This window comes from Paenibacillus sp. FSL K6-1558 (assembly GCF_038002565.1).
In the GTDB taxonomy this organism is placed as follows: domain Bacteria; phylum Bacillota; class Bacilli; order Paenibacillales; family Paenibacillaceae; genus Paenibacillus; species Paenibacillus polysaccharolyticus.
On the sequence record NZ_JBBOCV010000001.1, the window covers coordinates 1,067,691 to 1,083,181 of the forward strand.

Here is a 15,491-nt window from a genome sequence, read left to right on the forward strand (position 1 = left end):
TTCACGCTTACATGACAAAGCACATACATTTTTAAGCACATTCAGTATAAATCTAACGGCAAATAGGCTGCCTCAGATGAGGCAACCTGGAGTGTATAACAATTGGTGGAGCCGGAAAACTAAATCGTACTTATCATCGCTTTTGCGTTCATTGGGGAATGCTTGGCTGCAAAAATCTGCTCACACAGCACAATTGAATCCTGTATTTCAGCTTCGTTAAGTTCATGGCTATGATTGTCTAGCCGCTCTTTCATCCGTTGTAATTCAGGAAATAATGGCTCAACCGTTTTGTTGTATATTTCTGCGTCCTGACTGTAATTCCGCGATGTGAGTGCTGTGCTCATCAGTTGAGACAACTTATGTTTGCGTATGGCTAGGAGTTTGTCTTGTCTTGCCTGTGAATTCGCGAGTATCGTTAAATCGGAAGGTTGACCTAAAGAATAAGGTACAATGTTCTTCGCTATTTTATTCATAAGACTCACTAACACTTGTTTCGGACCCAGTTCAATGACCTCCGTAACCCCTTGTTCCATTAAGTACTGCATGGACTCTAACCATCTTACTGGCCAAGTCATTTGTCTATTCAAATAATCTACAACGGATTGGTCCGACGGATAGGGCTTCGCTGTGACATTGGAAATGATCGGATATGCTGCATGACCATAGTGATATTGATCTAATTCGATCTTGAATTGGTCTGCCGCATTTTTCATCATGGGAGAATGATATGGACCGGAGACCTGGAGATATGAATGTTTTGTTCCTTTGAATGTCGTTCTTCTTATAACCTCTTGTACAGATTGGCGATGGCCCGATATAACAAACTGCTGGTTCGCGTTTATACAGGCAACGCACACAGGTCGTTCGTTTACAGACACTTCTTCGCATATTTTTTGAAGCGTACCGATTGAGATATTGGAAATAGCCGCCATGGTACCTTGCTGATCTGGGTCTGCTTTGTGCATAATCATGCCTCGTCGTCTTACAAGTTGAACAGCTTCTCGAAAAGATATAACGCCTGTGCATACCAGAGCCGAATATTCTCCCAGGCTGTGTCCGGCCATATAAGCCGGTTTCACTCCAATTTCCTGCATATAGATCTGAAATGCAATAACACTAACGGTTAGCAGTGCGGGCTGTGCATTCATCGTTAACGTCAATTCATTCATGTTTCCTTCAAAACACAGCTTTTTTAAATCGAAAGAAATAGCGTCACTAGCTTCTTCAAATAAATACCTGGCTACACCAAAATGATTCCAGAAGTCTCTTCCCATCCCAATGATCTGAGAACCTTGTCCAGGAAACAACAGGGCGATATTACTCATCTGGTGTCCTCCATGTATTCAAATTCATATTCCATCCAACCTCCATTTAAACCCAATAAATTCCTTGTTTTCAAAATTCATATTATACTTTCATGCTGAGATATGCAATAAACTCGGGTATAAATAAAAACAGACACCTCCAACTACAGAGATGTCTGTCTTAACGGATTGAATCTTAAGATTCTCTTTTTCTCAAGCTTTAAATTAACCCATGCTTTACAAAACTATGATATAGTCCATCTTCTTCCACGGAGCCCGTAATATCATCGGCAATGGCTTTCAACCCAGGCTTCGCATTGCCCATTGCAATCCCTACAGCACAGAACTCCAGCATCTCGGCATCATTCATGCCATCGCCGATGGCCAATGTATCTTCTCTCGACATTCCCAGATGCTCTAACAGATCAGCAATCGCAATCGCTTTGTGAATTCCCGGAATCATCAATTCTCCACTACCTTCTCCGAAGACAGGCACGGTACACTGAATTACTTCAAATTTGCCTTCAAACTCCTGTTTAATTCGTTCAAAAGGAACCTCCGAGCTTTCTAAAAAACAAACCTTGTTGACGTCATCCTTATACAAATCGGCTTCACCGTAGGTTAACCCTGCAATAAACGGATGAGGTTTTGTTTCCTTTTTCTCCCGGGCAATCGGATCATTCTCGATATCGCCATAGATACGCCGTTCCAAATGGGATTGAAGATTACTGCTTGCGTACAATGCCGAGTTGGATTCAAGATAGAAATCAATGCCGTGTTCATTGAAGAAATCGACCATATGACGAACATCTTCTGCCGTTACTTTTTTATGATATAACACGTCAGAACCATACTCCACGTATCCACCGCCTGCTCCAATCAATCCGTCAAAGCCTACATCCCAGATCGAATCATAGATCTCAGCCTTAGAGCGGCCTGTGCATAAATACAGCAGATGTCCATTCTTACGCGCTTGTTTACAAGCCTCTTGAGCAGACAATGGGATATTACCGTCATCGTCTACCAACGTGCCATCAATATCAATAAATACGATTTTTGGTTTTATGTTGCTCATCTGTTATTCCCCCAGTTGTATTCTCTGTCTGCAACCTTACGTTTTACTGTACTAAGCGTTCCGAGGTGTTCGTTGATCAATCAACTTTACTAGAAATTCGGCAAAAGAATCCGCATACACTTCAGGCTCTCCATTAAAGTAATCTAAACGCATCACCTTGAATTCTCCGCGTGCATCAGCCATTCTTGTATCGAAATAGTAATATTCATCCTCATCCGGGATAAACAATTCCAGCTTGCCTTCCTGCTTTGCCTGTTCATCTGCAAGTCTGTAGATATAGAGAATGTCCGTATCTGTGTACTCTCTGTGCTCTGATGAAGTAATGGTTAGAATTCCTGTCCCGCTCAACATCGCTTGTCCATAATTGAGAAGCCACCATCGGTAGGAAGGAGGCAATGAAAAACCCAGCTCCTGTTCAACCTCGACAATCCAGCTTTCCTGAACTTGATGGTTCGGGAACCATTTTAACGCCTTTGTGTGGGCCAGTTTCTCAATCAGACTTGTGTACATTCCTACATCTCTCCGATCTAAATGTTGATGGGTTTATCCATATGCACGATTTGCCATTCATTTTGCTCTTCCGTAATAGATGTAAACCCTTGACGCTCCCAGAAATTCACGGCTCCTGGCAGAAAACGATGGGTATGCAAATATAACGTTGTATACTGCATTTTAGTCACGATCCGTTGCAGTTCTTGTACCAATCGTGAACCAATGCCATACCTTCGGTAGGCAGGATCAACGTAACATTTTACAATCTCAGCTGCGGTATGAGCCGAGTAACGACCTTCAATAACCTGAATTCGCCCATCATAAGGTACAATACCAATCGAACCGATAATACCTGCTTCATCCGATCGTGCAATCACAAAAACAGTATCATTCCGGTTCATGTAATATTCGTCGAACTGCTCAAAATCCTTAGGCAATACGCTATGACTCATCATCGGAAATACTTCACTACGCACACGCATAGCAAAATCAATCGCTTCCTGAATTTCATAGGATCGAACAGGTCTTACTTCGGGCTTCACCTGATGTTCTGTCAACCATATCACATTCCTTATTTTCTTTTATAAAATACTTCTCTTCATCTTAACGAATTCTTATAAACCTATCAATTAACTATATTCAAACCTATGAATCTATCTATACTCACGACCAATTTGGAAGCAAGCCCGCGCATTTTCATAGATTCCGCATAGGATAAGGCGTGTCAGAATCCAATATGGAAAGGGGTAAAGCCGATGTGGTTATGGTTAGGCATCTTGGCCGTTTTCATTTTGATCTCCACCTGGCTCACCCTTCGTTATATCGACCAAAGGGAAGCAAATACATTTGATCCTCACGCCCCCCATCAACTGTTACTCAAGTTCAAAGAAGGTACAACCCCTGATCAGATGCACACCCTTCATCGAAAAACGAAATGCAAAGTCGCCGAAACCTATGAAGACCTCGGGTGGTACCGAATCGAATCTCGCAAAAAAATGCACAGGATGCTCAAGCAGTACAAGGATCATGATCTCATTGAACATGCACATCCCAACTATCTGGTTGAAGCTTCATTCATACCCAATGATCCCTTCTTCCCTTATCAATATAATCTCACCAAAATCAATGCACCTGCTGCATGGGATATCACTCAGAGTAACAGCTCGATTAAAATTGCCATCATTGATACGGGTGTACAGTTGAATCATCCTGAACTTGCATCCAAGCTCTTGCCCGGTTACGATTACGTCGATTATGACAACATCCCTGAGGATGGAAATGGACATGGCACCCATGTTGCCGGTATCGCTGCTTCCATGACCAATAATGGTGTTGGGATTGCGGGCACAGCACCTCTCGCTTCCATCGTACCGCTTCGTGTGCTCGACAACAACGGCCAAGGGACGATTGGTAACGTGGGCAATGGGCTTGTTTTTGCAGCCAATAACGGCGTTCAAGTGATCAATCTGAGTCTGGGTGGACCGACAGGAGATGCTTTCCTTCAGGCTGCGGTTCAGTACGCATGGGATCGGGGAGCTGTCATTATTGCAGCAGCAGGTAATGACAATACGTCATTTCCGATTGTTCCAGCATCGTATGCTAACGTCATCGCTGTTGCATCCACCAACTCATCCGACCTGAAATCGAATTTCTCCAATTACGGTTCTTGGGTGGATATGGCTGCACCGGGTGATACTATTCTCTCCACGTACCTTGGTGGATCGTACGCTTACCTTAGTGGAACGTCTATGGCCGCTCCGCAAGTTGCTGGCGTGGCTGCTTTACTCGCATCCCAAGGCAAAACGAACGCCCAAATTCGGGATGCCCTATGTTTCGCTTCAGACCCCGTATCGGGTTCAGGCATCTATTGGACGTACGGGCGGCTGAATGCCAATCAAAGTGTGCAAGTCCCATAAAGATGCGTGTGTTCATTTACCGCTAACCTATTAGGTTGACCCTTGTTGCCTTATATTTCATAGTCAATATGCAAATAAAACGATGGAGCTTCTACAAGATAGAGCTCCATCGCATTTATAGAAATATATTTGGTTTTATAGTTTTGCAGCCCAAATTTCGATTTCAATCTTGATCTCAGGCAGACCTAACTCTGTAATATATCCAATCGTCATTGCAGGATAATCATGATCGAATAATTGCTCCCATTCGCTGTACAGGTAATCCCAGTCTATTTTCTCCGTTGCCCACACATTCACTTTTATAATATGTTCAGCATGCAAATCTTCGGATTGCATAACGGTTTTGATATTGTGAAATGTATTGGTGACTTGTTCATTCAACGTATTCGGAAATTGACCATTCACATCTACGCCAACCTGCCCTGATGTCACAAACAACTCTGCATTTCTCGGAATTTTTGTGATATGCGTATAATTCCCTACAGGGGATGGCATATTGGTTGGATTTTTTCTCGTAATTTTTTCATTTGTCATGTTCATTACCTCATCATTCCTAAGGTTTTTCTACGGTTTTTCATTATTTTGATCTCCATTTGGGCAGACTTGTCCCGTATTTTGGATTCTAGAAAAATACCGCAGTGGAGTATCCATATCCTGAAGATATAAACGCAAGTGATTTTTTCTTCATGACTGACCACTCCTCCTTCTTAGTTGACAAGATTTTCTACATTTATAAATTATAATAAAACCCATAACACGAGTCAAACGGACGTCAAGCCATTGATTCCTTATCAAAACCAAAAACAATCCCGTGCGAACGGGACTGTTCTTGGTCTAGAAATATTTTGCGCCATTACTTGCAATAACCTCTTTGTACCAATGGAAGCTTTTCTTTCTTACCCGACGAAGTGTTCCGCTTCCATCGTTATTTCTGTCTACATAAATGTAGCCATACCGCTTCTTCATCTCACCCGTACCTGCGCTAACCAGATCAATGGGACCCCAACTGGTGTACCCGATCAGTTCTACACCATCCTGAATCGCTTCGGCCATCTCAGCGAAGTGGCTATTCAGATACTCAATGCGATAGTCATCTTCAACCGTGTCATTATCCAGCAACACATCGGTCGCACCGAGTCCATTTTCGACAATAAACAACGGTTTGCCGTAGCGATCATGAAGCTGGTTACACGTAATACGAAGCCCTTTGGGATCAATGGTCCAGCCCCATTCGGACGCCTGAAGATACGGATTCTTCACCGATCCAAACACGTTGCCTTCGGTGGAGTCCTTCAACACTTCAGGATCAGCACTTGTACAACGGCTTGCATAATAGCTAAAACCAATGTAATCCACTGTATGATGCTTCAAAATTTCGGCATCTTCTGGCTGCATCTCAATACGGATATTATTCTCTCTGAAGAAACGTTTGGTATAACCCGGGTACTCTCCTTTGGACTGTACATCAATAAAGAAGAATGATTCCCGGTCTTTATCCATCGCTTTCCACACATCATCCGGATGTGAGCTGTAAGGGTACACCGTACCCGCGGCCAGCATGCATCCAATCTGTGCACTCGGAATAATCTCGTGACAAGCTTTAACTGCCAGTGCACTTGCAACCAGCTCATGATGAGCCGCCTGATACAACACTTGCTCTTTGTCCTCGCCTTCCTGAAGCACGATCCCCGCACCAATATAAGGCAGATGAAGCAGCATGTTGATTTCGTTAAATGTCATCCAGTATTTCACTTTATCTTTGTAACGAGTAAACAGTGTTTTGGCATAGGTTTCGAAAAAGCCGACCATCTTGCGGTTTTTCCAGCCCCCGTAGTTCTTCACCAAATTCACAGGTACATCAAAGTGACATATGGTCACGACGGGTTCAATATTGTGTTTTAACAGTTCATCAAAGACATCATCATAAAACTGAAGCCCCGCTTCATTCGGCTCTGCATCATCACCGTTCGGGAAAATCCGTGCCCAGGCTACCGAAAGCCTGAGGCACTTGAATCCCATTTCTGCAAATAAAGCAATATCTTCCTTGTACCGATGATAAAAATCAATCGCGTCATGTGAAGGATAGAATTCTCCTTCTTTGGGTTCAAACGAATCCAGATTACCCAGCGCAATCGGAAAACGATTGGTTCCAATCGGGATCAGGTCAACCGTAGTTAACCCTTTCCCCCCTTCAAGATAAGCACCTTCCAGTTGATTCGCTGCCGTTGCTCCTCCCCAGAGAAAATCATCTGGGAAGGCCTTCATTTTTTCAACCATTTGAATAATTCCTCCTATTCATCATAGGCATTTATGATCCGATTCGATCCGTTCAAGCACGTATTAGTTCAGTACTGTCAGCAGTTTATCCTGCTCGTTCACAGTCTGGCTTTTAGTAGGGACAACGTCGAGATAACTGGAAGTATTGGTGATGATTACTGGGGTCACGATTTCGTAACCCGCATCTTTAATCGCTTGCAGATCAAACTCCATGATCAGATCACCTGCATTGACACGGTCACCATCTTTGACATGTGCAGTAAAGTGTTGGCCTTTCAATTGCACCGTATCTTGACCAATGTGAATCAGCATCTCTACACCATCATCTGTAACAAGACCAATTGCGTGTTTGGTACGATACACGGTCTGCACAACACCTGTTATCGGGGACACAACTCTACCACTGGTTGGACGGATGGCAATGCCTTTACCCATATGTTCTCCTGCAAACGTAACATCGTTAATTTCTTTCAGTTCAACCACTTCACCAGCCATTGGGCTAACGATTTCATAACGGTTATTCGGGTTAGGATCAAGTACAGGTGCCGGAGCGGCTGTTTTTTCAACTGGATCTTTGAAGCCCACAACATAAGTCAAGATGAAACCGAGAATGAATGCGATAATTGTAGCTGCTACAACCCAGAAGAATACGGAATTCATTCCTTCTGTAGGGCTTACATAGCTCGGATAACCGAAGATCCCTAGACCACCAATGATGTAACCTTTCGCTCCGAACAAACCAAGGATACCTCCACCAATACCACCAGCAATACAGCTCATGATAAATGGTTTTTTGAGTGGTAGTGTCACACCGTAAATCGCTGGCTCAGTTACACCGAATATACCGGAAATGAATGCAGGTGCACCGAGTGTTTTCACTTTTTGGCTTTTCGTTTTCAGCATAACCGCCAGCACTGCACCGATCTGAGCAAAGGAAGCTGCAAAAGAAAGTGCCAGAATCGAATCATAACCAAGCGTTGCAAGGTTAACGAATACCAATGGAACGAGTCCCCAGTGGAGTCCGAACAAGACGAATACTTGCCACAAACCACCGATTACAAGACCTGTAAGTAACGGACTCAGTCCGTAAATGGAAGATGTAAATGCACCTAACAGTTGACCTGCCCATGTCGCAATCGGGCCAATAACCAAAAATGTAAGGGGTACAATAACGAGCAACGTACAAAATGGAACCAAGAAGTTACTGACTACTTTAGGCATAACTTTTTTGAAGAAACGTTCAATTTTAACCGCGAAGAACGTGGCGATAATAATCGGGATAACGGATGAAGCATAATCCATCAGAATGACCGGAATACCTAGAAACTCAATCCGAATCGGTGATTCAAACAAAGTGCCTGCAAACAAAGTGTACATTGGTTCCCCAGCGCGTATTCCCGCAAGTGTCGGGTAGACTAACGATGCACCGATGGCCATACCCAGGAACGGGCTTCCACCGAATTTTTTAATAGCCGTGTATCCAAGGAAGATCGGGAAGAAGTAAAATAAACAATCTCCAATAGCGTTTAACAACGCATACGTACCTTCCGTATTGTTAATCCAACCAAGGGACACGAACATCGCCGTGAAACCTTTGATCATCCCTGTTGCTGCAAGCAATCCGAGAACCGGAGTAAATACACCGGAGATCATATCGACAAAACGGTTAAACAAATTGCCTTTTGGACCGGAGTCTGCATCATCCGCATCGACTTGACCCTCAGCAGACAGATTGCCTACTTTAACCACAGCTTTATATACGTCCGGCACTTCGTTGCCGATTACGACTTGATATTGTCCTCCGCTCTGCATAACGGTAATTACACCAGGCATATTTTTCAGTTCTTCTGTTTTGGCTACGCTTTCATTTTTCAGTTTAAACCGCAATCTCGTTACGCAATGGAATACACTGTTTACGTTCTCAGGTCCACCAACCCGTGACAGAATGTCTTTTGCTAATTGATCGTAGTTGCTCATTGTCATTCTTCCTCTCTAAGTAGACTCCCCATGCTTGTGAAACAAAGAAAACCTGAACTACTGAACAATCACAACGTACCGGAGATCCGGAAATCAGTCATGTTATTCAGCAATTCAGGTTTTGCCCTTAACGGTTGCAACCCTGTAAGGCTGTACACATTGATATTTGATTATAAACTGCAAGCACATTGATTCATCCTCAAACCTTTCGGTCCGGCATTGCCTGATTGAACAGTAACAATCCGTTTGGATAATGTATGCGCTTACTTCTTGACATCATCATAGTACATCCGCACTATGTTTGCAAGCACTTTTTTAATATATTTGTTAATCGTCATGATTATTCAGATGTTGCATTGACCACTCGCTCAATATGAATGGTTAAATACATCATTTCTTCGTCAGTCAGTTGATAGGTGTAGTTATTTTCAATGAATTTTTTGATTTTAACAGAGCACTTGTATGCATCCGGGTATTTTTTCTGAATCATCTGAAACAATTCATCATCATTGTTGCTCTTATAGTGTTTCCCCTTCACCATCCGCTGCGCGAAATACTTCAGGTGTGTAACAAAACGAGTATAGTTCAACGCATTCTCATCAAAGTCTATTTTGAAGTGATATTTAATAACGGTCAGAATCTCCTGCATCACCTGCGTCATGCTACGTATATTGGGCATCTCTTCGTTAAGTGCTGCGTTCACAAAATGCAATGCCATAAATCCGGCCTCATCCTCCGGCAAAAGCACTCCAAATTGATCACAAATCATATTTAACGCTTCGAGACCAACTTCATACTCGTCTTTATACAACTGCTTGGTTTCCCATAACAACCCATTCCGAATCGGAAGATTATTGCGGTACCGCTCAATGGCAAAATGAATATGATCCGTAAGATGCAGATAGATACTCTCATTTAACTTCTTCCCAAGCTTCAGCTTGGCATACGCAATAATTTCTTCGGACACTTTCATATACTCAAGTGGAATGCTGGCAATTAAAGCCTTGAAGTTTTCCTGAATATCTTCATTCTGTAAAGTAAAGATCTTGTCAACATGCTGGTCAGAGATCAGATCACCCGCCTTTTTTTGAAAAGCGATACCTCTACCAATAACAATAACTTCCTGTTCATCTTTGATGGCGACTACCGCATTATTGTTTAACACCTTCTCAATTCTCACTTCATCACTCCAATATACAGAAAAAGGCAAACCATACCTGCGCCTTGAGGTTACTGGACATGCCCTTATCTCTTCAATGTGAACTATATGTGCGTTCATGGTATTACATTTCACTGTTTTATGCAACTAGAAAACGCTAACAGTCTCTGATTGGGATTACGTTTTTTTATGTTTGCTGTCCCGCTCCAATTCCGCCTCAATCTTACGATTAATAACTTCCATTCTCTCGGATGAGATTCGATCTATATCTTTGTATGCCTGATCCGTCTCGTAATCTTCTGACTCTTCTTTAGTCATTAATTTCAGATGATTTTTGATCGTCTTTATATCTTGACGCATATACATCGTCTGCCTGTATTGATCAATAACAACGGCAAAGACGATACCTCCAACGATGATTGGGCCATAAGGAAACATAATACACAAAACAATGCCTACCAATACAAGCATTAAGAAATACATTCGTATCCTCCTGTTTAGTAGAGTATTTCAACCTTAGTATGCATATTCTTAAACAAGCTGGTCAGTTGTATTAAACTACAAATTAAAGTGTTGCCGAATCCATTGCGCCGATTGCTCAGCACTTTGATTTGTATTATCTATTCGAAGATAATGCTCATGTTTAACTTCTCCCGGTTCGGAATTTAATCGGTATTTTCTCATAGAATGCAATAATTCTCCCTCAGACCAAGCAATGTCTCTTTTGGTTGGTTTATGAAGTAAACGATTGGAGCTTTTGTTCCTTTCCAGTCGTTCTGCAACGTTCGCTTCTAATTCTACATAACATACTTCCGCACCTTGGGAAACAAACATGTCGGTAAGATGACGAATATAGGCATGATCTTGCTCCACGTCAAAAGCCCATACAAAAGTAAAAATAAGACCCGGAAGCTCACTCTGAGCAACCGCACGAAAGATCTCCTCCCGAAACAATCCTACAAGTCTCTTCCCCTCTGATGTGCTATAGCTAAAATAGGGGGATACAAGATCGATCGTCATATGATTATGAAACAGCTTCAGATCGGTGATCTTCTCCAGTTCCTGTCCAACGGTCATTTTACCAACTGCTTGCGGTCCAAAGATAATAATTAGTTTCATTGGTTTCCTCCACCTAAATGTAATCGGATGTGAATCCTTAAACAGTATATATTTAATCTATTTTTCCATTCATTTCTTTTTGAGGGTATTCTATCATCATACCTTTCTTGTAATAAATAAAAAAGAAATTTCAAAATCTCCTTGTTAAAAGGGATTGAAATCTCTTTGTACTTTTCCACATATTTTATTAAAAAATGAACGTATCATTACCGTCCGATGAGAACCCATCCCCATTTTAGTCGGCGTAGTCCCACCGCACAGAGCCATGAAAGCAACAATGATGCGATAAATGATAACACAACGCCTAGGCTGAAGTGACGGGCAAAATCGTCGGTGAGCACAAGCCTCCAGATCATCAAAACTAAAGGATGAATTAAAAAGATTCCAAATGCAACTGTGCCCAGAGAGTCTGTGAAGCGTGACACTTTATATTCGCTCCTGCGGCCTCTCGTACCCACTTTCTCACTCAAAACCAAGAGCACGAGACAAGCAGAAAGTGTAAATATATTTCGTACAATAAACAACACACTGTACATCAAAACCGGCCATTCTATTAACGTTGTTTTAATGATGCCAGAGGCGTACATCGAAATCGCTGCTCCGCTTATAAGTGCAACCAGCAGCACATAACGCAGGCGCATCATTTTATTCATCAACCATTCGAAGTTCAGTCCCATCCATGCTCCAAACCCGATCACTATCAAATAACTGGGTAACAGACTGCCTGTTCGTTCGAAGTCAAACTTTACATTCAATACGTAAAACAGCCCTTGCGCTGCAATAAAATACAAAGGTAAATATTTTCTAAACCATGGTTTCCTTGTTAAATATAATATCCATGGAAAAACGATATAAAACTGGAGAATAATCAGAAAAAAGTACAAATGTGTATGAGCGGTCCCAAGGGTTAATTGCTTCACAAACTGAACACTGTATGCTAATGGTTCCTTTCCTGCAATCAACTTCTTGATGACAAAATAGATCAGAGACCACACGACATACGGCACAAATATATAGAACATTCGCTTCTTATAAAAGGAAATGATCCAGTCCTTCTCGTTTAACTTAGCACTGTAGTTATAGAACAGAACCAGTGAAGATAAAAACAAGAACGCCGGAACTGCAAATTGCAGAAATGTATTCCAGAAATAAAACAGATCATGATCCCATGTATTTTTGGGATAATGCGCAACAGCAGTTGATGTTGCGTGGATCGCTACAACTGCCATAATCGCAATAGCGCGATAGAGATCCAGATACTCTATGCGTCGGGGGCGATTAACCGGTGGACTCATACTTGTAACCTCACTTGTGTCTGATAATAGAAAGATAGTCTCCGTCAATCCAGATTCCAAATCTTATTTTAATCAGCTAGCGAGGAGATTACAATCTTAATTTGTAGTATATTCAATTAACAAGGTTTAGCTACACTCACCCTCTTCAGTAATCATCCTGTAGGTGAATCGATATTTCCCAGATCCTACAGTCATAGCTACATCTGTGCCTGATTTGTTTAAAAATACATAATCAGCAGATTGATGAATCAGGCTGCCGTTCTCCTTAATCGTTCGACGATCGGCATGTGGCAGATGTATCTCCGCTCTCGTATTGGCAGGAATCTGAACACAAAGTTCCATTTCCCCATGTGTCTGTCGACGCCAACTAGACTTTACTTGGCCATACATACTCTCAAAACTAGCTTCTGCCCATTCCAGTCCCGGACCTGGATATGGCTTGATACGAACCTTCTTAAATCCGGGTTGCTTTTCATCAGGCTGAATCCCTGCCACATAACGATACAACCATTCTCCTATAGCACCATAGGCATAATGATTAAACGAATTCATGTCTGCACTCCACAGGCTCCCATCCTCTCTCATGCCATCCCAATGCTCCCACACGGTTGTTGCTCCCTGCGTCACCTGGTATAGCCAGGACGGATAATCTTCCTGCAACAATAATTCATAGGCTAGATCATTCCTGCCCATATCACTTAATACCGGATTCAAATAAGGTGTTCCTACAAAGCCGGTTGTAAGATGATTCTGTGTTTCTTTTAATAGTTCAGTCAATTGAGCAGCAACACGTTTAGATGCTGATGTCTCCAGCAAATCAAACTGTAAGGCGAGCACATGCGCTGTTTGTGTCGGAACCGCTAGTCTGCCTGCAGGAGTGACATATTCATCTTGAAATGCCTTGACAATATTTCGATGCAGCTCATCATAAACCTTAACATCTTCCAATTTACCGAGTGCAGCCGCAGCTTTACGAGTCAATGAAACGGAGTATGCATAAAATGCAGTTGCGACATAATGAATGTCCGTCGCCCCAACGTAACTGCCTGGCTTGGAATCCAGTGCAAGCCAATCCCCGAAATGAAACCCTGTATTCCAGAGGAAGACATTCTCTCCCTGATCATAAATATACGCAATCCATCTCTGCATACTTTCATATTGCTCCTTGAGCAATCGCATGTCCCCATACATTTCGTACATGACCCATGGACAGATCACCGCCGCATCTCCCCAGGCAGACGAGGAATGACTTGTATCTCCCCAGCCTTCAGAGGTCGAATTTCTCAGGTCCGGAACAAAAAACGGCACGCCCCCATCTTCCCCTTGCTCTGCTCGCAAATCCCGAAGCCACTTCGTAAAAAAGGGGGCTGTATTCATCAGATAAGCGGAGGTTCTAATGAACATCTGTGCATCCCCTGTCCATCCCAGCCGCTCATCCCGCTGCGGACAATCCGTGGGTACGTCAACAAAGTTCCCTTTTTGTCCCCATAAAATATTGTGATGGAGTTGATTAACCAACGGGCTGGAGCAAGAGAAGTGGCCCGTGCGTTCCATGCTGGAATGAAGGACAACTCCTGTAAACTGATCTAAAACAACCTCTTCCGGGAACCCAATTAATTTCACATAGCGGAATCCTTGAAAAGTAAAATGAGGTTCATATGTCTCCATCCCTCCTCCTTTGAGAGTGTAATGTATCCTTTGTTTGGCAGCACGTAGATTATCGATATAAAAATTCCCCTGGTGATCTAATATTTCGGCATGGTGCAGTTCAACCGCCCACCCTGCATCCCCCTCAATACTGAATCTCACCCAGCCTACCATGTTCTGTCCCATATCGAGTACCCGATCTCCTTGCGGTGTTGTCAGTAAAGCTATGGGCTGTAGTTGCTCTATCTGCATGACAGGTACATTCTCTTGCGCAACGATGATGTCCTTTGGATAGGAAAGGACCTGAGCAGGTAACCATGCACCTTGAGATTGATCCCCCCAGTCGCTCTCCATACGCGCATCATAGGTTTCCCCCATATAAATGTCTGACATGCAAATGGCACTTGGTGCAGTAGACCACTCCTCATTCGAACCGATGATCTCCTCCGAGCCATCAACATATCGAATGTGAAGCTCCATCAGTAAAGCAGATGTAGAACCGTAATTCTCTCGTTCAATTTTCCAACCAAGATGCCCTAAGTACCAACCATCTCCAAGATAGGCTCCAAGCACATTTTCTCCAGTCTTAAGCTGATGAGTCACCTCATAAGTCTGATATTGCAAACGCTTACTATAAGTCGTCCAACCTGGCGTAAAATAATCTTCACCTACCCGGGTATGATTCAAATGTAACTCATACATTCCAAGTGCCGTAGCATAAATGGTTGCACGTAGAACAGGTTTCACAATGTGAAAGAATCTTCTCATGCGTGGACAGGATGATTCAGGTTCACCAGATCTGTTGGCTGTAATCCACTTTCCGGTCCAATCGGTGCTGAGTTCCATGCGTCCCATCTCAAAATATGCGGCATCAGACCACCCTGAGGAATTTTCAAATGCATCCCAAACCTGAACCCGGTAAAAATACCGTGTTCGAGCAGCCGGTTGAAAACCTTCGAGCTCGACATGAACAGACTGATCTGATTGTAGCTCTCGTGAATCCCATATGATAACTGCAAAATCAGGTGTATGAGATAGCTGAACCTGATAAGACGCCTGTATACAATTCCTACGATCTGATTCCAACTTCCAGCTCAGTCGGGGCGATTTGACATCCAGACCAATTGGATTCAACCGATATTCACACCGAAGGTCACTGATCTTTAACATATTGTGATCATCCTCTCCATCATGGCTTCCCTTGGTAGGTTACGATATAATTATATCGAT

Annotated in this window: 13 protein-coding genes; 1 reads left to right on the plus strand and 12 read right to left on the minus strand. The window is 42.9% G+C overall.

What is annotated here, in order from left to right:
* Positions 1-119: 119 nt before the first annotated feature.
* The 4 genes from fabD to MHI38_RS04420 all read right to left on the minus strand — a co-directional run bounded on the left by fabD (position 120) and on the right by MHI38_RS04420 (position 3,428).
* Positions 120-1,325, minus strand: a complete 1,206-nt coding sequence (fabD, locus tag MHI38_RS04405) for an ACP S-malonyltransferase (protein WP_154890506.1) — start codon at positions 1,323-1,325, stop codon at positions 120-122.
* 199 nt (positions 1,326-1,524) lie between these two features.
* Complete coding sequence (locus tag MHI38_RS04410) at positions 1,525-2,379, minus strand: Cof-type HAD-IIB family hydrolase (RefSeq protein WP_186809721.1); 855 nt, start codon at positions 2,377-2,379, stop codon at positions 1,525-1,527.
* A gap of 51 nt (positions 2,380-2,430) precedes the next feature.
* Positions 2,431-2,889 carry an SMI1/KNR4 family protein gene (locus MHI38_RS04415; protein WP_341180998.1) on the minus strand — a complete coding sequence of 153 codons (459 nt, stop codon included), beginning with the start codon at positions 2,887-2,889 and terminating at the stop codon, positions 2,431-2,433.
* A 17-nt stretch (positions 2,890-2,906) separates the two neighbouring features.
* Positions 2,907-3,428: a GNAT family N-acetyltransferase gene (locus MHI38_RS04420; protein WP_341180999.1), complete on the minus strand. Its 522-nt coding sequence runs from the start codon at positions 3,426-3,428 to the stop codon at positions 2,907-2,909.
* A 198-nt stretch (positions 3,429-3,626) separates the two neighbouring features.
* On the opposite strand from MHI38_RS04420, the gene MHI38_RS04425 reads away from it, so the two are divergent.
* On the plus strand, positions 3,627-4,787 hold the full coding sequence (locus tag MHI38_RS04425) for a S8 family peptidase (RefSeq protein ID WP_253493789.1): 1,161 nt from the start codon (positions 3,627-3,629) through the stop codon (positions 4,785-4,787).
* Positions 4,788-4,922: 135 nt separating this feature from the next.
* On the opposite strand, the gene MHI38_RS04430 is transcribed toward MHI38_RS04425, so the two are convergent.
* From MHI38_RS04430 to MHI38_RS04465, 8 genes are all read right to left on the minus strand, one after another.
* Positions 4,923-5,321, minus strand: coding sequence for a RidA family protein (locus MHI38_RS04430; protein WP_154890508.1), 399 nt, complete (start codon positions 5,319-5,321; stop codon positions 4,923-4,925).
* 300 nt (positions 5,322-5,621) lie between these two features.
* Positions 5,622-7,064: a 6-phospho-beta-glucosidase gene (locus tag MHI38_RS04435; protein WP_341181000.1), complete on the minus strand. Its 1,443-nt coding sequence runs from the start codon at positions 7,062-7,064 to the stop codon at positions 5,622-5,624.
* A gap of 63 nt (positions 7,065-7,127) precedes the next feature.
* Complete coding sequence (locus tag MHI38_RS04440) at positions 7,128-9,041, minus strand: beta-glucoside-specific PTS transporter subunit IIABC (protein WP_090916892.1); 1,914 nt, start codon at positions 9,039-9,041, stop codon at positions 7,128-7,130.
* 340 nt (positions 9,042-9,381) lie between these two features.
* Complete coding sequence (gene licT / locus MHI38_RS04445; protein ID WP_090916894.1) at positions 9,382-10,221, minus strand: BglG family transcription antiterminator LicT; 840 nt, start codon at positions 10,219-10,221, stop codon at positions 9,382-9,384.
* Between the two features lie 156 nt (positions 10,222-10,377).
* A complete protein-coding gene (locus MHI38_RS04450) occupies positions 10,378-10,683 on the minus strand; it encodes a hypothetical protein (protein WP_154890510.1) in 306 nt (101 codons plus the stop codon).
* Positions 10,684-10,758: 75 nt separating this feature from the next.
* Complete coding sequence (locus MHI38_RS04455; protein WP_154957495.1) at positions 10,759-11,319, minus strand: AAA family ATPase; 561 nt, start codon at positions 11,317-11,319, stop codon at positions 10,759-10,761.
* 206 nt (positions 11,320-11,525) lie between these two features.
* The gene (locus MHI38_RS04460) at positions 11,526-12,614 is read right to left on the minus strand and encodes an acyltransferase (protein ID WP_154890512.1); all 1,089 of its coding nucleotides are present in this window, start codon (positions 12,612-12,614) and stop codon (positions 11,526-11,528) included.
* 126 nt (positions 12,615-12,740) lie between these two features.
* Complete coding sequence (locus tag MHI38_RS04465) at positions 12,741-15,431, minus strand: family 78 glycoside hydrolase catalytic domain (protein ID WP_154890513.1); 2,691 nt, start codon at positions 15,429-15,431, stop codon at positions 12,741-12,743.
* Between the last annotated feature and the right edge of the window lie 60 nt (positions 15,432-15,491).